Genomic DNA, 19,664 nt, shown 5'->3' with positions numbered 1-19,664 from the left:
GAGTTTCGGGCGCCGGCAGGCGAACGAAAGTCTGGGAGGCCCGAACCCTCGGGCATCGAGCGATGCCCTATGGGGAGGTCGAATTTTGGCAAGTTGGAGCGGTCGCTGACTTGACGGATTTGTCGTCGTACCTCGCCGCGAGCCAGCCCAATGCGGGAGCTGATAATGGGCTTTCAGGTGCAGCTCCGCGAACCGCGCCAGGCGGAGCGACGCCTCGGATACCGTTACGCGCGAGCTCGTCTGTTCCTCGACGAGGTGGCGATGCGGGGTCTATCGATACCGGGCCGTGCCGGGTCAAAGCGCCTCTATGCGAGACTTTTCCACCACAGGTGGGAGAAGGCCCGCGGTCGCCCGTGCGAGGAATTCAGACAAGGGCCGCATTCACCATCTCGACGCATCGGCACCTGGCGGCTATCCCAATAGGGCGTCGCGGGATGGGCCCGCGGCGGAAGACGGACGCCCCGGGCAGGTACAGCGGCTGGTCAGCGGACGGGTACAGCGGAGATGTTCCGCCCTATCCCGAAACCGCAGATTTCCGCGGCTTTCCGAACTTGTCGACGCCTCTCGTAGGGGTCACCAGCGCAGCTCAGCTCCACCGAAGACCGCCGGACATGATACCGACACGTCGGTCATCCCGGCGTGCGCGCCAGTTCCACCACCTCGAAAGCGTAATCGATCCACCCCCGCTGGGTGGCGGCGTCGCGGGCGGCGGTGTGCTTCTTGCGGGCTTCCGCCAGCGATTTGGCGTGCCCCCAAAATACCTCGGTCTTGCCATTGCCAAGCTGGGCAACGATCCGCCAATAATGGGTGAACGCCAGCGACGTCGGACCGATCGTCTTCACATAGCCGTCGGACAGCGTAGCCGTCAGATAGTATTTCTTGGCCATGGCCGGTGCCTCGGGAACGCGATCACGCCGCCACTTGGGCGGGGTTTATCGACAGGCCCATGACATGCGATCGACGTCCCCTCAAGCCAAGGCCGAGGGCGCGTCAGGAAAGGATGCAGAATGCGGAAGATTGAGTGCGAGGGCATCTGCCGATACAGGGTGAGGCACACCGCACGTGCTCGATCCGCGATCTGGCGTGCGGCATGAGCGGGCGCTTTTTCGACGCCTGGACGGTCGGCGACCGGATCGAGCACGCGCTTCACCGCACGGTGACCGAGACCGACAATCTGCTGATCACCACGCTCACCCACAATCCGCAGCCGCTGCATCTGGATGCGGAGTATGCCGGCGCGACCGAATTCGGCCGCATCGTCGTCAACGGCATCTTCACCTTCGGGCTGATGGTCGGCCTGTCGGTCGGCGATACCACGCTCGGCACGCTGGTCGCCAATCTCGGCTATGACAAGGTGGTGATGCCCAAGCCCGTGTTCGTCGGCGACACGCTGCGCGCGGAAACCGAGGTGGTCGAGCTGCGCGCGAGCAAATCACGCCCCGATGCCGGGCTGGTGGTGTTCAAGCACCGCATGTTCAACCAGCGGAGCGAATTGGTGTGCGAGTGCCTGCGGACGGCGTTGTTGCAGCGGTCGCCTGCTTAAACGGTAAAGCTCTCGCCGCAGCCGCACGCGCCCTTGGCATTGGGGTTGTTGAACACGAAGCCGGCGGTGAAATCGTCCTCGACCCAGTTCATCGTCGATCCGACGAGATACAGGATCGACCCGCCATCGACGAACAGGGTGCCGCCGGGGGTATCGATGCGTTCGTCGAACGGCTTGGCCTCGGTCACATAGTCGACCGAATAGGCCAGGCCGGAGCAGCCGCGCTTGGGCGTCGACAGTTTGACGCCGATCGCGCCCTCGGGCGCCTTCGTCATCAGCGCGGCGATGCGATCCTCGGCGGAGGGCGTCAGGATCAGGGCGGCGGGGCGGGCGCGGGTGGTGGTGGTCATATTCTACTTCCTTCTTGCCCCTCCCCTTCAGGGGAGGGGTAGGGGGTGGGGCCGCGCCTCCAGCGTCGCGCCTGTGGACAAGCCCCACCCCAACCCCTCCCCTGAAGGGGAGGGGCTTATTGGTTACAGCATGCCCAATTCGAGCTTGGCGTCGTCGGACATCTTGGCCGGGTCCCACGCCGGGTCCCACACCAGATTGACCTCGGACGAGCCGATGCCGGGCACCGCGCCGACGCGCATCTCGACTTCCATCGGCATCGATTCGGCAACGGGACAATGCGGTGTGGTCAGCGTCATGGTGACGACAGCATGGCCCGCTTCGGTCACATCGACGCCGTAGATGAGGCCGAGATCGTAGATGTTGACCGGAATTTCCGGATCGTAGATTTCCTTGAGCGCGGCGACCACCGCCTCGTACAGCGCGCCGCCGGGCTCGCCCGCCACATCGCCCGCTGGCTTTTGCGCGAGAAAGCCTTCGAGATAGTCGCGCTTGCGCTCCAGCGTCTGGCCCGGCGTTTCTTCCGCCGCTTCGACGCGCGCGCGCGGTGGCTGCTCTACGGCGCTCACTTCCTCGATTTCGATCCGGTCGCTCATCCGAAAATCCTCGTTACTCGTTCAATCCCGCGCACCAGCGCCGCGACATCGTCTGCTGTGTTGTAAACGCCAAAGCTGGCGCGCGCCGTCGCATCGACGCCGAGCGTCTCCATCAGCGGCTGCGCGCAGTGATGTCCGGCGCGCACCGCGACGCCCGCTTCATCCAAGATGGTGCCGATGTCGTGCGGATGCACCCCCTGGATGCTGAAACTGACGATTCCGGCGGAATCCTCCGGCCCGAACAGCGTGAGGGAATTGATCTGCGACAGCGCTTCGCGCGTCAGCGTGACCAACGCGGTCTCATGCGCGTGGATGCGGTCGAGCCCGATGCTCTCGACATAATCGATCGCGGCATGGAGCCCGAGCACACCGACGATATGCGGCGTGCCCGCCTCGAACCGGCCCGGCGGCGGGGCATAGGTGGTCCTGGCGAAGCTGACCTTGTCGATCATCGACCCGCCACCTTGATACGGCGGCATCGCTTCGAGCAGGTCGGGCCGCGCCCACAGCACGCCGATGCCGGTCGGGCCGTAAAGCTTGTGGCCCGAGAAGACGTAGAAATCGCAATCCAGCGCGGCGACATCGACCGCCATGCGCGGCACCGCCTGGCAGCCGTCGAGCAGGAGTTTCGCCCCGACCGAATGCGCGATATCGGCGGCGCGCCTGGCGTCGAGCAGCGAGCCGAGCACGTTCGAGACATGCGCCAGCGCGACCAATTTGTGCGCAGGCGTGATCATCGCCGCCATCGCGTCGAGGTCGATCTGGTGGTCGGACGTCAGCGGAATCACGTCGATCGCCACGCCCAGCCGCTCGGCCACCATCTGCCACGGCACGATGTTGGAATGGTGTTCAAGCTGGCTCAGCAGGATGCGGTCGCCTGCTTTCAACTGCGTGCCTGCCCAGCATTGCGCCACGAGGTTGATGCCCTCGGTCGCGCCGCGCACGAACACGATTTCGTTTTCGGAAGCCGCGTTCAGGAAGCCAGCCACGCGCCGCCGCGCCGCCTCGAAGGCGAGCGTCATGTCGGCCGAGCGTTGGTACACGCCGCGATGCACCGTGGCATAGCTCGTGTCATAGCCGCGCGTGATCGCATCGATCACCGCTTGCGGCTTTTGCGCAGTGGCGGCGGTGTCGAGATACGCCCAGTCGGCGGGGATGGCGGGGAAATCGGCGCGGTGATCGAGGGCGGCCAAAATCCCTCTCCCACCGGGAGAGGGAGGGAGGAGCGAAGCGACGGAAGGGTGAGGGTCAAGCGCGGTTTTCATAAGCCACCCTCACCCTTCCCATCGCTGCGCGATGGGCCCCTTCCCTCTCCCAACGGGAGAGGGAGATTGAGCATCCGCTCCAGCGCGGCTTGCGCCGCGGCTTCGACGCGGTCGCGTTCGGCAGGGTCTTCGATCCCCTCGAATACCGATCCGATGAACGCGCGCAGCAGCATCGCCTTGGCCTCTGCCGGGGCGATGCCGCGCGAGGCGAGGTAGAACAGCGCGTTCGCATCGAGTTCTCCGACGGTCGCGCCATGCGCGCACTTCACGTCATCGGCGAAGATTTCGAGCTCGGGCTTGGCATTTGCGGTGGCGGTGCGGGTGAGCAGCATCGCCTTGACCGACTGCGATGCATCGGTCTTCTGGGCATGGCGCGCGACCGCGACCTTGCCGAGATACGACCCCGTCGCCCGCCCGCCGAGCACCGAGCGCACGACCTGGTTGGAAGTGGCATTGGGCTCGATATGGTTGAGCGTGGTGACGATCTCCAGCGTCTGTTCGCCCCCGCCGAGCATCGCGCCGCCGAGTTCGAAATGCGAACCCTGATGGCACGTCACGTCGATCGTCACGCGACCGAGCTTGCCGCCGGTGTTGATCACATGGAAGGTTGCGGACGCCCCTTCGCGCAGGATCACACGGTAATCGCGGATCGCCACGGCATCGGTCGCGGCGTCCTGCACGATGACGCGCGCGATCGACTCGCCAGCGGGAACGTCGATCACTTCGGCGGCAGGCACGGGCCAGACCGAGGCGACGGCTTCGAGATCGCTATACCGCCAGGATTCATCGCGACGCGTGGGGAGAGCGAGCGTCATGGCCGCGCCCCTGCCGCCAAGGTCCGCCGCACGCCTTCAAGCAAGGCGGGTTTGCGGCGATCGATACAGGCGGCAGCGGCTCCCTGATCGATCGCACCGGTCTTGACGCATTTCGCCGCAGTCCGGCACAATTGCTCATCGAGCCGAGCATTACCGGTCGACTGGCTGAGGCCGCAGGTAAAGCGCCCCTGCGGATCGCGCCCCACCCGTACCGACAGCGCGGCAAGCCGACGACCGATCACCACGATGTCAGGCTCCTCGGCGGGCAGCGGCGTACCCTGCACCGCGAGCGCCAGGGCGAGCGCGATCACGCCACCACCCCGGCATAGCCTTCGCGCTCCAGCTCCGCCGCGAGTTCCGGCCCGCCCGAACGGATGATCCGTCCGGCCGAGAGGACATGCACGAAATCGGGCGCGACATAGCTCAGCAAGCGCTCGTAATGGGTGATCAGGATCACCGCTTTGTCTGGCTTGCGCATGATGCGGTTGATACCCTCGCCGACGATGCGCAGCGCATCGATGTCGAGCCCGCTATCGGTCTCGTCGAGGATCGCGAGCTTGGGGTCGACAATGCCCATCTGCACCATCTCGTTGCGCTTCTTCTCGCCGCCCGAGAAACCGACATTGACCGGGCGCTTGAGCATGTCCTGATCCATGCTCAGCGCATCGGCCTGCGCGCGCGCGAGTTTCAGGAACTCGGCACCCGAGAGCGGCTTTTCGTCGCGGCCCTTGCGCTGCGCGTTGAGCGCCTCGCGCAAGAACTGCACGTTGGACACGCCGGGGATTTCGACCGGATATTGGAAGCCAAGGAACAGACCTGCGGCGGCGCGCTCGTGCGGCGCCATCTCCAGCAAGTCCTTCCCGTCGAACTCGACCGAGCCCGCCGTAACCTCATAGCCGGGCCGCCCGCCGAGCACATAGCCCAGCGTGGATTTGCCAGCACCATTCGGCCCCATGATCGCATGGACCTCGCCCGCATTGACGGTGAGCGAGAGGCCCTTGAGGATTTCCTTGCCGTCGATTTCGGCGTGAAGGTTAGTGATTTTAAGCATCGTTAGTCTTCAGTTTCCATGATTGGCTGCTTGTTGAGCCGACGTCGCGCGACGTGAACGACAACAGCGCTAAAGTAGATGATCGCGTAGGTTCCGCCGGCCATTACCATTGCGGCAAAAACTAGTGTCGCCAGATAGTTGGTGGCTTCGACTCCAAAGAACCGGATCACGCCCTCGGCGAGTAACAGAAATAGGAACGCCATAATGATGCCGCTCCCAATGAAGTAGGCACGAAGCCGCCACCGCGCGCGTTTGAGGCGAGCGGCCTCCATCACCCCACCGCCCCCTCAAGCGAGATCCCCAACAACTTCTGCGCCTCGACCGCGTCTAGCCCCTCCCCTTCAGGGGAGGGGTTGGGGTGGGGCCTCTCCCAGCGATCCGACGCCTGTGCCAGCGCGATCACGACCGCATCGAAGACCCCTTCGAGTTTCGCCATCACATCGTGGTTCGATACCCGCAGCACGCGGAAGCCCAACCCCGCCAGCACATCGTCGCGCAGCCGGTCCTTGGCTTCATCATGCGTATCGCCATCGACTTCGACGATCAGCGCCTTTTGCGGGCAGACGAAGTCGGCAATGTAGCGGCCGATGACGGCTTGACGACGGAATTTGTGGCCGTTCGCCTGGCCGTTGGACAGCGCGCGCCAGAGACGTTTCTCGGGTTCGGTCGGGTTACGGCGCATTTCTCCGGCGCGCTTTTGCAACGCCGCTAGGTACTCGGCGGAGAGGCCCCACCCCCGGCCCCTCCCCTGAAGGGGAGGGGAGTCGGTGCGCCGATCATAGTCTTGCGGCGACAAACTCATCCGACCGACCCCTCAAGGCTGATCCCCAGCAATTTCTGCGCCTCAACCGCGAACTCCATCGGCAGTTGCTGCAGCACTTCCTTGGCAAAGCCGTTGACGATCAGCGCCACCGCCGCTTCCTGGTCGAGCCCGCGCTGCATCGCGTAGAACAGCTGGTCGTCGCTGATCTTCGAGGTGGTCGCCTCATGCTCGATCTGCGCCGACGGGTTGCGCACTTCGATATAGGGCACGGTATGCGCGCCGCACTGGTCACCCAGCAGCAGCGAATCGCACTGGGTAAAGTTGCGCACGCCCTCCGCCCCCGGCGCGACGCGCACCAGCCCGCGATAGGTGTTGTCCGAACGGCCCGCCGAAATGCCCTTCGACACGATCGTCGAGCGGCTGCCCTTACCATTGTGAATCATCTTGGTGCCGGTATCGGCCTGCTGGCGGTTGTTGGTCACCGCGACCGAGTAAAATTCGCCGACCGAATTCTCACCGTTCAGCACGCAGGACGGATATTTCCAGGTGATCGCGCTGCCGGTCTCGACCTGGGTCCACGACACCTTGGAATTGCGGCCCTGGCAGAGCGCGCGCTTGGTGACGAAATTGTAGATCCCGCCCTTGCCGTTCTCGTCGCCGGGATACCAATTCTGCACGGTCGAATATTTGATTTCGGCATCGTCCAAGGCGACCAGTTCGACCACGGCGGCGTGGAGCTGGTTTTCGTCGCGCATCGGCGCGGTGCAGCCTTCGAGATAGGAGACATAGGCCCCCTTATCGGCGACGATCAGCGTGCGTTCGAACTGGCCGGTATTCTCGGCATTGATGCGAAAATAGGTGGACAGCTCCATCGGGCAGCGCACGCCCTCCGGGATATACACGAAGGTCCCGTCGCTGAAGACCGCGCAGTTGAGCGCTGCGAAGTAATTGTCATGCTGCGGCACGACCTTGCCGAGCCACTTGCGCACCAAGTCGGGATATTCTTTGATCGCCTCGCTGATCGAGCGGAAGATGACGCCCGCGCTTTCCAGTTCCTTGCGGAAGGTGGTGGCGACCGAGACGCTGTCGAACACCGCGTCCACCGCGACGCGGCGTTTGGGCTGGCCGTCCTCGCCAAGCTCCTCGACCCCGGCGAGCATCTTCTGCTCCTCGATCGGGATGCCGAGCTTTTCATAGACGCGCAGGATTTCGGGATCGACTTCGTCGAGCGAGCCGAGCTTGGGCTTGGCCTTGGGCTCGGCGTAATAATAAGCGTCCTGATAATCGATCGGGTCGATTTGCAGCTTGGCCCAATCGGGCGTCTCGAGCGTCAGCCACAGGCGATACGCCTGCAGCCGCCAATCGAGCATCCATTCGGGCTCGCCCTTCTTGGCCGAGATGAAGCGGACGGTATCCTCGCTCAGCCCCTTGGGCGCGAAGTCCTGCTCGATGTCGGAATGGAACCCCCATTCATAGGATTTGTTGACGGCCTCATAGGCTTCGGCGTTCTTGGTGGCCATTACATCGTCCTTGCCGTCACGCGGCTCGTTAAAATCGGTCATGCCGGGGTCCTCGACAAGCTCGCCAGCGAAACGCCATCGAGCGCCCCGCGCACGGCCCCGTTGACGACATTCCAGTGCGGCTTGACGCGGCAATCGCCTTCCAGCGCACAGTCGTGCCGCCCAACCTCCACACACGCGGTGAGCGCGATCGGCCCTTCGACCGCCTCGATGATCTCGGCGAGCGAAATCGCCGCGGCCGGGCGCGACAGACGAAAACCGCCGCCGGTGCCGCGCGTGCTCTCGATCAGGCCACCCGCCGACAAGCGGCTGACCAGCTTCTGCACCGTCGGCAGCGGCAGGCCGGTCTCATCGGCCAGCGTCGTCGCATTCAGCCTGGCCGCACTGCCGCAATGTCGCGCGGCGGCGGACATCATCACGACGGCATAGTCGGCAAGGCTGGAAAGACGCATTGGATCCAATCGGATTAATTCTGTCCGATTGCAAATGGTCGCAGTGGCGCTGCGGGTCAACCCCCAAGACGCACCGCCGCCGGCCGGCGACCCACGGATTCGCTATGTGTCGCTGATCAACGGGCTGACGACCCCACCCAGCGCGCTACGATGGGAGATGGTCAATTGGGACAGCAGACCGGGCTCCGCCCGGATCTGTCGCGGCGTGAGCCCGGTAAAATGCTTCACCTCGCGAATCATGTGCGACTGATCGTAGAAGCCGCGATCGACCGCGTCCGCGATCCCTTCCTCACCGCCACGCATCGCCACCGCCGCCCGCAGCGCACGATATTTGCGGGCGAGCACCTTCGGCGGCGCGCCGTACAGAATGTTGCACTTCCGCTCGATCTGGCGACGCGACAAGCCTGTCGCCGCAATCAGACATTCCATTTCCGGCGACGGACTGCCCGCCAGCCACGCATCAACATGGCGGATGAAATCGGCATAATGCGGGTCCACATTATGCAACAGGTCGCGCACCAGTGCCTCGCAAATCCCCACCCGTGGGCCGACACCGGGCGATTCGCGCAAAGCGTCGGCAACCCCCTGCAACCGCGCCGCACCAAACAGCGGCGCTGCATCGATCACACGGTTGAGCATCGTCGATGCGTCGGCCCCGATCATTGCCGACCATCCCGCAGCCGTCAGCCCCATCCCGAACACCGCCACCGGCCCGGCCACGCGCACGCTGCGCGGGCCGCTGGTCGGCCCCAGGACATGCGCGTCCGGTGCTTCCTGCGCGCTCCCGTCCGGAAAGGCATAGACCGCCTGGCCAGGCGACAGATGGAACCGCAATTGCGCATAATCGGCGCGCTCGACGTCTTCCAGCATCGGCACGTCCGCCGAAAAATCGTAAAACAGCGTGATATACTCAGCTAAGTCGGCCGACGGCACGGCGTAGTCCAGTTCAATCGATCCCACGCTGCGACACCCCTGACCTGTCGCGATCAAGTGTAATGCTTCTGCAAGACAAATAAAAGCGGCCCGGATGGTATACCATCCGGGCCGGAGGAAAGATGCTCCGGTCCGGAGCTTCTTGGGTCGCACTGCATTAATGGCGTTTTTCGAGCGTCGTGTATTGGACAAATTCGTCGCTTTTCATGCTAAATGCATAATTAAGGCACCTGTGCCGGCTTTGACGCCAGCGCTCCCGGATGCCATCAGGCGCACGATGCTGTTCCCACTGATCCGCCCCGCTTTGTTCGCGCTCGAACCCGAACGCGCGCACACCCTCACCCTCAAGCTGCTGGCGCTCGGGGCCAGGGGGGCGGCTCCGGTCTTTGGTGGACGGTCACCCGCCAGCCTGCGCACCTCCGTCGCCGGTCTGGACTTTGCCAATCCGGTGGGCCTGGCCGCCGGGGTGGACAAGGATGGCCGCGCGATCGACGGGTTTTTCGCTTTGGGCTTTGGCAGCGTCGAGATCGGTACGCTCACCCCGCTGCCGCAGGCGGGCAATCCGCAGCCCCGCTTGTTCCGGCTGGTCGAGGACCGCGCGGTGATCAACCGCATGGGGTTCAACAATGGTGGTATTGCCGCAGCGCTGCCGCGCGCAACGGCGGCAAAGCGGCGCGGCGTGCTCGGTATCAATGTCGGGGCGAACAAGGACGCGCCCGACCGGATCGCCGATTACGCGCATGGCGTGGCGGCGGCAGCGCAGGTGGCCGATTATGTCACGGTCAACATCAGTTCCCCCAACACGCCGGGCCTGCGCGATCTCCAGCACGGCTCCGAACTGACCGATTTGCTGGCTGCAGCGGACGAGGCGCGGCGCGCGCCCATCTCCCGCCCGCGCCTGTTCCTGAAGGTGGCGCCCGATCTCGATGCGACCGCGATCGATGCGATCGCGCGTGCCGCCGCTGCGCATCATGTCGATGCGCTGATCGTAAGCAACACCACCATCTCGCGGCCGCCGCTGCACTCTGCGCATGCGGGCGAGAGTGGCGGGCTGTCGGGGGCTCCGCTGGCACCGCTGGCACGTCAGCGGCTTGCGGATTTTCGGGCGGCGACGGGCGGTGCGATTCCCTTGATTTCCGTGGGGGGCATCGACAGCGCCGACGAAGCCTATGCCCGCATCCGCGCAGGCGCGAGCCTGGTCCAACTCTACACCGCCTTGGTCTACCAAGGCCCTGGCCTCGCCCGCCGCATCGTCCGCGGCCTCGCGAACAACCTGAAACGCGACGGGTTCGCGACCGTCGCCGAGGCGGTTGGCACCAGCGAACGACACCGCGCAGCGTAAATCCTTGCCCGCGTCTTTGTGGCTTTGTGCCTTCGTGCGCGCAATTTCTCGCACGAAGGCACAAAGCCACAAAGAGCAGACGGCGAGGATGCCGCTGCGCAGGCGGCGGCTTGCCTGTGCGGTGAAGCGCGTTAGGGTCGCCGCATGAACAGATCGCTCGCCGCCCTCGCCCTGCTGTTGCTCGCACCCGCCACCGCAGAAGCACGCCGCCCCGCCCCCAAGACCGTCACCAGTCTCGGCATGGTCAGCGCCGCCGATCCCCGCGCGGCAGCGGCCGGCGCGGAGATCCTGCGCAAGGGCGGCAGCGCGACCGATGCCGCCATCGCGACGATGCTGGCGCTGAATGTCGTCGAGCCGCAGAATAGCGGGATCGGCGGCGGCAGCTTCATGGTGCATCATGATGCCGCCACCGACCGCACCACCGGGCTCGACGGGCGCGAGGCCGCGCCTGCTGCCGCCGACCCAAAGTGGTTTTACGGGGCCGATGGGAAACCGCTGCCCATCTTTACCGCCATCCCCGGCGGCCGCAGCGTGGGCGTGCCCGGCAATTTGCGAATGATGGCGCTGGCGCATCAGCAGTATGGCAAACTGCCCTGGGCCACTTTGTTCGGCCCCGCGATCCGTCTGGCGCGCGATGGCTTTGCGATCACCCCGCGCCTCCACAACGGGCTCAACAATTTCGGTCGGCATCTCGATCCGTGGGCGCGCGCGCATTTCCTGGGCGACGACGGCAAGGCGCTCCCCGTCGGCACCATTCTGAAAAACCCCGAACAGGCCGCGCTGTTCAGCGCCATTGCCGCAAAAGGCCCAGACGCCTTTTATACCGGGGCGGTGGCGCAGAAGATCGTCGCGGCGGTCAACGGTGCCGCGAAGAATCCGTCCAAGATGACACTGGCCGATCTTGCCAGCTACCGCGCCAAGGAGCGCGCGCCGATTTGCGGCACATACCGTGTCTACAAAGTCTGCGGCATGGGACCGCCCTCGGCCGGCGGGATCGCGGTGCTGATGATCCTCAAGCAGCTCGAGCGCTTCGACATGGCGGCGCTGGGCAAGAACAACCCGGTCGCGTGGCACCTCTTCGCGGAATCCGAACGGCTCGCTTATGCCGATCGCGATCTGTATCTCGGCGATCCAGATTATGTGCGCGTGCCGGTCAAGGGCCTACTCGATCCCGGCTATATCGCCGCCCGCTCGGCGTTGATCTCGCCCGAGCGCAGCATGACGAGTGTCGCCCCCGGCACGCCGCCCGGCGCGCCGCCGCGCACGCCCGCCCCCAATGCCGATATCCCAGGCACCAGCGACCTGGTCGCGGTCGACCGGCGCGGCAATGTCGCGGAGGTAACCACCACGATTGAGAGCTATTTTGGCTCTGGCCTGTCGGTCGGGGGCGTGATGCTCAACAACGAACTGACCGATTTCGATTTCGTCCCCGCCAAGGACGGCTATCTCGTCGCCAACCGCGTCGAAGGCGGCAAGCGCCCGCGCAGCTCGATGTCGCCGACCATCGTCTATGGCCCAGATGGCAAGGTACGGATCGCGATCGGCGCGGCGGGCGGGTCGACCATCATCGCGCAAGTCGCCAAGGCGCTGGTGGCGGTGCTCGACTGGAAGATGTCGGCGCAGGATGCGATCGGCCTTGGCTTGCTCTATGCCCCCAAGCTTGACGCAGTGGCCGAGAAGGGCACGCAACTCGATGCGATGGTGCCCGCGCTTCAGGCGCTGGGCGAGCATGTCCAGATCGCCCCGCTCGGCCTCAAGGCCAATGCGATCGAGCGCGTGAACGGTCAGTGGGTCGGTGCCGCCGATCCGCGCAGCGAAGGCGTGGCCGTGCGCGAAGACGGCCAGACCACACAGATCGTCCGCGCCGGTGCCGCGCCGCGACCGCCCGAATAAGCCCTCACGCGCAGCCGAATGCGGCGCGCTTACTCCCCGGGAGAGAATAATGCGAACCCTCGAACACTTCCCCAACCTCGTCGCGATGTTCCTGACCCGCGCCGCCGAAAAAGGGGATGCCCCGTTTCTGTGGCACAAAAGCCAAGGGCAATGGGTTTCGCGCAGCTGGGCGGAGACCGCACGTCAGGTGGCGAGCCTTGCCGCTGGCTTGAAAGCGATCGGCCTGGTGCCCGGCGACCGCGTGATGCTGGTGTCGGAAAACCGCCCGGAATGGTGCATCGCCGATCTCGCGATTATGGCGGCGGGGTGCATCACCGTGCCGACCTACACCACCAATACCGAGCGCGACCACGCCCACATCATCGAGAATTCGGGTGCCAAGGCGGTGATCGTGTCGACCGCGAAACTGGCCAAGACGCTGCTCCCCGCCGCGATCCGCGCGAGCGCCGCCAAGATCGTGATCTGCATCGAGGATCTGCGCGCCAACCAAGCGGGCGCGCTCGAATTCCATCCGTGGAACCGCCTGCTGGCCGATCACGACACCGACCCGGCCAGCATCGCCGCCACCGCGACGCGCGGCGACACCGCGTGCATCATCTATACCAGCGGCACGGGCGGTTCGCCGCGCGGGGTGATGCAGCATCACGGCGCGATCCTGCACAATGTCCATGGCTGCTGCACGATCATCGAAGAGGATTTCGGCTGGGAGGACGAAGTGTTCCTGTCGTTCCTCCCGCTCAGCCACGCTTATGAGCATACTGGCGGGCAATATTTCCCGATCGGGCTCGGCGCCCAAATCTATTACAGCGAAGGCCTCGACAAGCTGGCTGCCAATATCGAGGAAGTCCGCCCGACGTTGATGGTGGTGGTGCCGCGCCTGTTCGAGGTGCTGCGCACGCGCATTTCCAAGGCGGTCGAGAAGCAGGGCAAGCTCTCCAGCTATCTACTCGGCCGTGCACAAGCGCTCGGCACCAAGAAAGCGGCGGGCAAAGCAGGGTTGCTCGACAAGCCGATGGACCTGTTCCTCGGCGCGACGCTCCGCCCGAAGATCCAGCAACGCTTTGGCGGCCGGATCAAGGCTTTGGTGTCGGGCGGGGCACCGCTGACGCCCGAGGTCGGCACGTTCTTCGAAGCGATCGGCATCACCATGCTGCAAGGCTATGGCCAGACCGAATCCGCCCCGGTCATCTCGTGCAACCGCCCCAAGGTCGGACTCAAGATGGATACGGTCGGCCCGCCCTTGGTCGAAACCGAAGTGCGCATCGCCGAGGATGGCGAGATCCTGGTGCGCGGCGAGCTCGTCATGAAGGGCTATTGGCGCAACGAGGCCGAGACCGCACGCGTCCTGAAAGATGGCTGGCTGCACACCGGCGACATCGGCGTGATCGACGCCAAGGGCCGTATCCAGATCACCGATCGCAAGAAGGACATTATCGTCAACGACAAAGGCGAGAATGTCGCGCCGCAAAAGGTCGAGGGGATGCTGACGCTGCAACCCGAAATCGCGCAAGCGATGATCTTCGGTGACCGGCGGCCCTATATGGTGGCGGTGCTCGTGCCCGATCCCGAATGGACGCAGGAGTGGTGCGCGCGCGAGGGGACGGTGTGCGATTTCAAGCGGCTGGCGGAAAGCAGCGCCTATCGCACCGCGCTTGGCCAAGCGGTCGAGCGCGTGAACGTCGACCTTTCAGTGACCGAACGCATTCGCCGCTTCGTCCTTGCCGACGAACCCTTCGCGATCGAGAACGAACAGCTCACGCCCTCGCTCAAGATCCGGCGGCATGTGCTGAAGGCCGTGTACGGGCCTCGCCTTGAGTCCCTGTACAAGGCGTAGGTCACTTCGCCTTCGGCACCACCTGCATCGTCCAATCGCGATCGGGACGGAGATATTTTGCCGCCGTCGCCTGCAGATCCGCCGCCGTCATGGACGAGATGTCCGAATAGAGATGGGTCAGCGCAGCGATGCGGGCGGGGTCATAGGTCGCGCCGTCGAGCTGGTTCATCCAGAACTGGTTGCCGGTCGATTGCCGCATGATCGATTGCTGCATCGGCCCGATCGTGCGCTTCAATTCGTCCTCATCGACGGGCTTTGCCACCAGCTCGGCGGCAATCTCGCGCGACAGCTTGAAAAACAGCGGTATGTTATCGGGCGCGACCTGGCCGATCGCCATGATGCGCCCGCCGCTCGGTGTGCCGGTCGGCCACGAACTGGAGACGTTGGGGCTGTAGCTTGCGCCGGCTTGCGAGCGCAGACGGTCGAACAGGCGATCGCTGAAAATCGCCGCCAGCACGTCGAGACGGCGCGACTCGGTCGCGCCCGCCACGCCGCCACCGGTCGGCCAGGCGATCACCGCCGCCGCCTGATTGTCCGGTCCGTCATGCGTGCGCACCACGGGCGACAGATTGTGCGCGGGGAAACGCACCGGCGGCACCACCAGCCCTGCAGGCACGGCGCGCGGCGGCAAGGCTCCCAGCGTCTTCTGCACCGCCGCGATCGCGGCATCGGCCTTGATGTCGCCAAACACCATCACTTCGATCGGCCCGGTCTTGAGCAAAGGCTCCCACAGCGCGCGGAACGATTGCGGCGTGGTGGCGGTGATCGCCGCCAGGCTGGGGTTGCCCCAGCGCGGATCGCCATCGTGCAGCAAGCGTTCGAGATCGCGCGACAGCACCCCTTCGGGCGACGAGTTCGAGCTGGGATATCCCGAAATCGCCACCGCCCGCGCGCGCAGCACCGGTGCCGGATCCCAGGCTGGTGCCGACAGTGCCGCTGCCATCAAGCGCAATTGATCGCCCAGATCGGTCGGCGAGGTCATTGCGTTATAGGTGAAGGCGTCCTCGTCGATGCCGAAGTCGAGCCCGATCCGCCGGCCCGAGGTCAGTTCGTCAAGATCGCCCTGGTTCAACTTGCCGATACCGCCTGCGGTGAGCGCAAGGCCAGCCGCCCACGCCGCCGTCTCGCGGTCGGTCGGCAAGGCATTGTACCCGCCACCGAAGCGCACGCGAACATAGACGCGGCTGTCCTCCGACGTGGTCGGATAGATCAGCACGCGCACGCCGTTCGACAGCGTATATTCCTGCATGTCGAATTCTTTGATCGGCGTGTGCGACACGATCGTCGCGGGGGCACCGAGTTTGGGCAACGCATCGAACGTCACTTTGCCCTGCTTGATGCGCTTGCCCGCGAGACCTTTGACATCGACCTTGAGCGCCGCAGCGAGTTTCGTCTCGATGCCGGGCTCGGCCGCCGGGGTCGAGATCAGGGCGCGGGTCGCGCTGCCCTGAAAGAGGCGTCGGGTCGAGGCGAGGATTTTGTCCGGCGCAAAGAAGCCCTTTTTCTCGGCGTCTTCGAAAACCTTCTGGATCGTCGATGGCGCGGTCGTGGTCTCGCGAATGTCGAGTGCCTGCACCATGTCGTCGGCTTCCTTGCTGCCGGCCTCGGCGCGATAGGTGTCGACCAGCGTCTTGAAGGCGATGCGCTCCTCGGCAAGCTCGCGCTCGATCTCGGCCTTGGTCGGCGGCGAGGCCTGTGCGTCGGCGATGACCGCGCGCACGTCCTTCAAGGCAGGCTCCCACGCCGAGCCAACCGGCAGAATCGTGACAAAGGTGCCGTTGGCCGAACGCGACGGATCATCGAGCCGGACGGCGGCCGCGATAAAGCTGCCGCCCGAGCGCGCCCGCGTCTCAAGCCGACGGTTGATCACGGCGAGCGCGGTCGAGTCGGCCAGGCGCTTCTGGTTGAACAGAACGGTATCGTCATTGTAGCGCCATGGCCGCAGGATCGCCATTTCGATCCGCGTCGGGATACCGGGCTCGACCACCGCTTTGGTGGTGATCTGCTTGGGATCGGGCACGCCGAAATCGGGGTCTGCGGGATTGGGGCCGGTGCCCTTCCAATCCGCGAAATTCTTGGCGACCATCAGTTCGAGCTTGGCCGGGTCGAAATCCCCCGCAATCACCACCAACGCCCGTTCAGGCCGATACCAGCGATCGTGAAACGCCTTCACCGTCTCGGCGGTCGCCGCTTCGAGTTCGGCGACATGGCCGATCGGCGAGCGATCGGCGAGCGGCTGCCCGGCGAAGAACGTCGCGTTCAGCGCATCGATCACGCGCACTTGCGGCCCCGGTGCCTCGCGCTGCTCGGCGAGCACGGCGGGGCGTTCGGCATTGAGCGCTTGCGGCGTGATGTTGGGCTTGGACACCATGCCCGCCAGAATGTGCAGGCTCTCATCGATCCCGGCATCGGTCGCGCTCGGCAGGTCGAGCTTGTAGACCGTCTGCGTCGGGGTGGTCTGTGCGTTGGTGTCCGACCCGAAGGTCGTCCCCATCCGCTGCCAGATCCGCTTGGCCTCGCCATCGGGCACATATTCGGAGCCGCGGAAGGAGAGATGCTCGATCATATGGGCAAAGCCGCGTTCGCCGTCTTTTTCGTAAAGCGAGCCCGCATCGATCCGCACCCGCACCGAAATCTGGCCAGGCGGCACGCCATTCTTGCGCACCGCATAGCGCAGGCCGTTCTTCAACACGCCGAAATGCCATGCCGGATCGGGCGTGATGTCGCTGCCTTTGTAAAGCCATGCCGCACGGCTGGCGATGGCAGCGCCGGGGCGTCCATCGGTCGCGTCGGCGCTCGACGACGGCGTGGCCTGCTGCGCGTCGGCGCGGCTTTCGGGAGCCCGTACCGAATGCTGGGGAGCGGCGCCGATGGTCAGAAAGGCGAGAAGGGCGAGGCGCGCGGTGCGCGAATACACGATCATACCGGTCACGATAGCGCGGCGAACCCGCATCCGCCAGCGGCAGCCGATTTACGCCTGGCCGAGGATCGCATTTGGCGACGCTGCGTTTCCTATTCCCGACACATCCGCTCTTGCGCGCACGCCGCACGCGCGCCACATGCCAGCCATGCTGATCGAGACCGAAACAACGCCCAACCCGGCGACGCTCAAATTCCTTCCCAACCGGACGGTGATGGAAGCGGGCACCCGCGATTTCGTCACGCCCGAAGAAGCCGAAGCCTCGCCGCTGGCCGAGGCCCTGTTTGGCTTGGGCGACGTGACGGGCGTGTTCTTCGGGCGCGACTTCGTTTCGGTCACGGCTGCCCCCGGCACCGACTGGAGCAACCTCAAGCCCGACGTGCTTGGCCTGCTGCTCGACCATTTCAGCGCTGACATGCCGCTCTTCCGTCCCGGTACCGCTGGCGCGATCAGCGTCCCGGCAGAAGACTCTTTCGCCGACAATCCCGAAGATGCCGACATCGTCGCGCAAATCAAGGATCTGATCGAAACCCGGATCCGCCCGGCTGTCGCCAATGATGGCGGCGATATCGTCTATCGTGGCTTTGAGAAGGGCAAGGTCTATCTGGCGATGCAGGGCGCGTGCGCGGGTTGCCCGTCGTCGAGCGCAACGCTGAAAAACGGCATCGAGCAACTGTTGCGCTATTACGTCCCCGAAGTCACCGAAGTGCGAGCTGTATGATGACCGTTTTGAACGACGCGACCCTGGACCAGATCTTCCGCACCGCGCGGAGCTATAACGGCTATACCGATGCGCCGGTCAGCGAGAGCGACCTGCACGCCATTTGGGAGCTGATGAAATGGGGCCCGACGTCGGCGAACCAGCTTCCCGGTCGCTTTATCTGGTGCACCAGCGATGCCGCCAAGGCCAAGCTGGCGGAATGCTGCTCGGCGCAGAACGCGCCAAAGGTGCTCAAGGCCCCGGTGACGGTGATCATCGGCATGGACCGCGACTTCCATAATTATCTGCCCGAGCTGTTCCCGCACGTCGACGCCAAAGCATGGTTCGATGGCAATGCCGAGCTCCGCGCCGCCTCTGCCTTCCGCAATTCGACGCTGCAGGGCGCGTACTTCATCATCGCGGCGCGCGCGCTGGGCTTCGATACCGGGCCGATGTCGGGCTTCGATGCGGGCGAGGTCGACGCCGCCTTCTTCGCAGATACCCCATCGGTCACCACCAACTTCATCTCGACGCTTGGCCATGGCGACCCCGCGACGATCTTTGATCGCCTGCCGCGCCCGGCGTTCGAGAAGTTCAACAGCATCGCCTGATCGCGATTTGCGCACCCTCGTCATCGAAACCGCGACGGCGGCTTGCTCGGTCGCGTTGATCGAAGACACCCGAATCATCGCGCGCGCCCATGAAATCGTGGGGCGCGGCCATGCCGAGCGGCTGGTACCAATGATCGCCGCTTTGCCCAAGGGCGGCCGCGCAGCCCACATTCTGGTCGATTGCGGGCCCGGCAGCTTTACCGGAATCCGCGTCGGCATCGCCGCCGCTCGCGGGCTGGCGCTCGGCTGGGGCGCAAGCCTCAGCGGCTATTCCTCGCTGCCGCTGCTGGCGGCCGCCGCCTTTTCGCGCGGCATGACGGGCGAGATTGCCGTCGTGCTGGAAGGCGGGCACGGCGAGGTGTTCATGCAGGGGTTCAGCGCTCCACTTGCCGAAACCGGCCCGTTTGCCTCGCTGCGTCCCGAAATGGCACTGGCCACTTTGGGCGGTCGGCGGGCGGTCGGTAACGGCGTGCGCTTCCTCACCGCGTTGGATCCGACAGTGGCGGCCGAAGCCTGGCTGCCCGACGCCATGGATGCGGTGCTGCTGACGCCTGGCCTGGCCGGGTTGGAGCCGAAACCCATTTATGGGCGCCCCCCCGACGCAAAACCGCAGGCCACTGCGGAAGCCGCCGCATGAGCACGATGCTGGGGATCGATTTGCGCAGCGGTGCCGTTGCCGATCTCGCGATCGTCGATCGAATCATGCAGGCTGCGTTTGATGCCCGTTTCGGAGAAGCGTGGACTCACAATCAAGTCCTGGGTCTGCTGGCCATGCCCGGTGTGTGGCTGACGATTGCCGAAGTCGGCGGAGAGCCGGCCGGTTTCGCGTTGTGCCGCCGAGTCCTGGAAGAAGCGGAGTTGCTGCTGCTTGCGACCGCGCCGCATTTGCGGCGGCGCGGCGTTGCCGCTGCTTTGCTCCGCGCGGTCGCGTCCGACGCGTCGGCGCAAGGTGCGCGGACGCTCCACCTGGAAGTGCGCGACGGCAACGAAGCGATCAAGCTCTATAGCAACGAAGGCTTTGCAAAAGTCGGCGAACGTCGAGATTACTATCGGGGACCTAACGGTCGCCTGTTCAATG

21 protein-coding genes are annotated in these 19,664 nt (G+C 65.1%); 8 read left to right on the top strand and 13 right to left on the bottom strand.

Annotation, left to right across the window (positions count from 1 at the left end; translation table 11 throughout):
- Positions 1–629 precede the first annotated feature (629 nt).
- On the bottom strand, positions 630–887 hold the full coding sequence (locus EJC47_RS18730) for a hypothetical protein (protein WP_033963006.1): 258 nt from the start codon (positions 885–887) through the stop codon (positions 630–632).
- Between the two features lie 203 nt (positions 888–1,090).
- On the opposite strand from EJC47_RS18730, the gene EJC47_RS18725 reads away from it, so the two are divergent.
- Positions 1,091–1,543, top strand: a complete 453-nt coding sequence (locus EJC47_RS18725; protein ID WP_126849275.1) for a MaoC family dehydratase — start codon at positions 1,091–1,093, stop codon at positions 1,541–1,543.
- Here EJC47_RS18725 and EJC47_RS18720 read toward each other — a convergent pair.
- The 11 genes from EJC47_RS18720 to EJC47_RS18670 all read right to left on the bottom strand — a co-directional run bounded on the left by EJC47_RS18720 (position 1,540) and on the right by EJC47_RS18670 (position 9,313).
- Positions 1,540–1,893, bottom strand: coding sequence for a HesB/IscA family protein (locus EJC47_RS18720; protein ID WP_126849274.1), 354 nt, complete (start codon positions 1,891–1,893; stop codon positions 1,540–1,542). The two genes, EJC47_RS18725 and EJC47_RS18720, sit on opposite strands and share 4 nt — an antisense overlap.
- A gap of 123 nt (positions 1,894–2,016) precedes the next feature.
- Entirely contained in the window at positions 2,017–2,487 is a 471-nt protein-coding gene (locus tag EJC47_RS18715; protein ID WP_126849273.1) for an SUF system Fe-S cluster assembly protein, read from the bottom strand.
- Positions 2,484–3,680 carry a cysteine desulfurase gene (locus EJC47_RS18710; protein WP_260591666.1) on the bottom strand — a complete coding sequence of 399 codons (1,197 nt, stop codon included), beginning with the start codon at positions 3,678–3,680 and terminating at the stop codon, positions 2,484–2,486. Before EJC47_RS18710 ends, EJC47_RS18715 begins: the two co-directional genes overlap by 4 nt.
- A gap of 68 nt (positions 3,681–3,748) precedes the next feature.
- Entirely contained in the window at positions 3,749–4,567 is an 819-nt protein-coding gene (locus EJC47_RS18705; RefSeq protein WP_260591665.1) for a SufD family Fe-S cluster assembly protein, read from the bottom strand.
- Positions 4,564–4,878 (bottom strand): hypothetical protein, encoded by a 315-nt coding sequence (locus EJC47_RS18700; RefSeq protein ID WP_033966864.1) that lies wholly within the window; start codon positions 4,876–4,878, stop codon positions 4,564–4,566. The genes EJC47_RS18705 and EJC47_RS18700 overlap by 4 nt, the downstream gene beginning before the upstream one ends.
- Complete coding sequence (gene sufC / locus EJC47_RS18695; RefSeq protein ID WP_126849272.1) at positions 4,875–5,618, bottom strand: Fe-S cluster assembly ATPase SufC; 744 nt, start codon at positions 5,616–5,618, stop codon at positions 4,875–4,877. Before sufC ends, EJC47_RS18700 begins: the two co-directional genes overlap by 4 nt.
- A gap of 2 nt (positions 5,619–5,620) precedes the next feature.
- Positions 5,621–5,890 carry a hypothetical protein gene (locus tag EJC47_RS18690; RefSeq protein ID WP_033966868.1) on the bottom strand — a complete coding sequence of 90 codons (270 nt, stop codon included), beginning with the start codon at positions 5,888–5,890 and terminating at the stop codon, positions 5,621–5,623.
- Positions 5,890–6,420: an endonuclease domain-containing protein gene (locus tag EJC47_RS18685; protein WP_126849270.1), complete on the bottom strand. Its 531-nt coding sequence runs from the start codon at positions 6,418–6,420 to the stop codon at positions 5,890–5,892. Before EJC47_RS18685 ends, EJC47_RS18690 begins: the two co-directional genes overlap by 1 nt.
- Positions 6,417–7,901 carry a Fe-S cluster assembly protein SufB gene (gene sufB / locus EJC47_RS18680; RefSeq protein WP_126849280.1) on the bottom strand — a complete coding sequence of 495 codons (1,485 nt, stop codon included), beginning with the start codon at positions 7,899–7,901 and terminating at the stop codon, positions 6,417–6,419. Before sufB ends, EJC47_RS18685 begins: the two co-directional genes overlap by 4 nt.
- Before the next feature lie 38 nt (positions 7,902–7,939).
- Positions 7,940–8,353: an SUF system Fe-S cluster assembly regulator gene (locus EJC47_RS18675; RefSeq protein WP_126849269.1), complete on the bottom strand. Its 414-nt coding sequence runs from the start codon at positions 8,351–8,353 to the stop codon at positions 7,940–7,942.
- 102 nt (positions 8,354–8,455) lie between these two features.
- The gene (locus EJC47_RS18670; protein ID WP_260591664.1) at positions 8,456–9,313 is read right to left on the bottom strand and encodes an AraC family transcriptional regulator; all 858 of its coding nucleotides are present in this window, start codon (positions 9,311–9,313) and stop codon (positions 8,456–8,458) included.
- Between the two features lie 250 nt (positions 9,314–9,563).
- Here EJC47_RS18670 and EJC47_RS18665 point away from each other — a divergent pair, with 250 nt between their 5' ends.
- From EJC47_RS18665 to EJC47_RS18655, 3 genes are all read left to right on the top strand, one after another.
- The gene (locus tag EJC47_RS18665) at positions 9,564–10,628 is read left to right on the top strand and encodes a quinone-dependent dihydroorotate dehydrogenase (RefSeq protein ID WP_126849267.1); all 1,065 of its coding nucleotides are present in this window, start codon (positions 9,564–9,566) and stop codon (positions 10,626–10,628) included.
- Between the two features lie 144 nt (positions 10,629–10,772).
- Positions 10,773–12,521 carry a gamma-glutamyltransferase gene (gene ggt, locus EJC47_RS18660; RefSeq protein ID WP_126849266.1) on the top strand — a complete coding sequence of 583 codons (1,749 nt, stop codon included), beginning with the start codon at positions 10,773–10,775 and terminating at the stop codon, positions 12,519–12,521.
- A gap of 49 nt (positions 12,522–12,570) precedes the next feature.
- On the top strand, positions 12,571–14,355 hold the full coding sequence (locus EJC47_RS18655; protein WP_126849265.1) for an AMP-dependent synthetase/ligase: 1,785 nt from the start codon (positions 12,571–12,573) through the stop codon (positions 14,353–14,355).
- A 1-nt stretch (position 14,356) separates the two neighbouring features.
- On the opposite strand, the gene EJC47_RS18650 is transcribed toward EJC47_RS18655, so the two are convergent.
- Positions 14,357–17,278 (bottom strand): M16 family metallopeptidase, encoded by a 2,922-nt coding sequence (locus EJC47_RS18650; RefSeq protein WP_126849279.1) that lies wholly within the window; start codon positions 17,276–17,278, stop codon positions 14,357–14,359.
- Positions 17,279–17,423: 145 nt separating this feature from the next.
- Here EJC47_RS18650 and EJC47_RS18645 point away from each other — a divergent pair, with 145 nt between their 5' ends.
- From EJC47_RS18645 to EJC47_RS18630, 4 genes are all read left to right on the top strand, one after another.
- The gene (locus EJC47_RS18645) at positions 17,424–17,996 is read left to right on the top strand and encodes a NifU family protein (RefSeq protein WP_126849278.1); all 573 of its coding nucleotides are present in this window, start codon (positions 17,424–17,426) and stop codon (positions 17,994–17,996) included.
- Complete coding sequence (locus tag EJC47_RS18640) at positions 17,993–18,586, top strand: malonic semialdehyde reductase (protein ID WP_126849264.1); 594 nt, start codon at positions 17,993–17,995, stop codon at positions 18,584–18,586. Before EJC47_RS18645 ends, EJC47_RS18640 begins: the two co-directional genes overlap by 4 nt.
- Before the next feature lie 7 nt (positions 18,587–18,593).
- On the top strand, positions 18,594–19,223 hold the full coding sequence (gene tsaB / locus EJC47_RS18635) for a tRNA (adenosine(37)-N6)-threonylcarbamoyltransferase complex dimerization subunit type 1 TsaB (RefSeq protein ID WP_126849263.1): 630 nt from the start codon (positions 18,594–18,596) through the stop codon (positions 19,221–19,223).
- Positions 19,220–19,664, top strand: a 445-nt coding sequence (locus EJC47_RS18630; protein WP_126849262.1) for a GNAT family N-acetyltransferase, incomplete at its 3' end; no start/stop codon positions are given. The genes tsaB and EJC47_RS18630, both read left to right, overlap by 4 nt.

The sequence above is a fragment of the Sphingomonas sp. TF3 genome (assembly GCF_003985085.1).
Classification (GTDB): Bacteria; Pseudomonadota; Alphaproteobacteria; order Sphingomonadales; family Sphingomonadaceae; genus Sphingomonas.
Note: the sequence above shows the minus strand (reverse complement) of the source record. Positions and strands in the feature narration are given on the sequence as shown.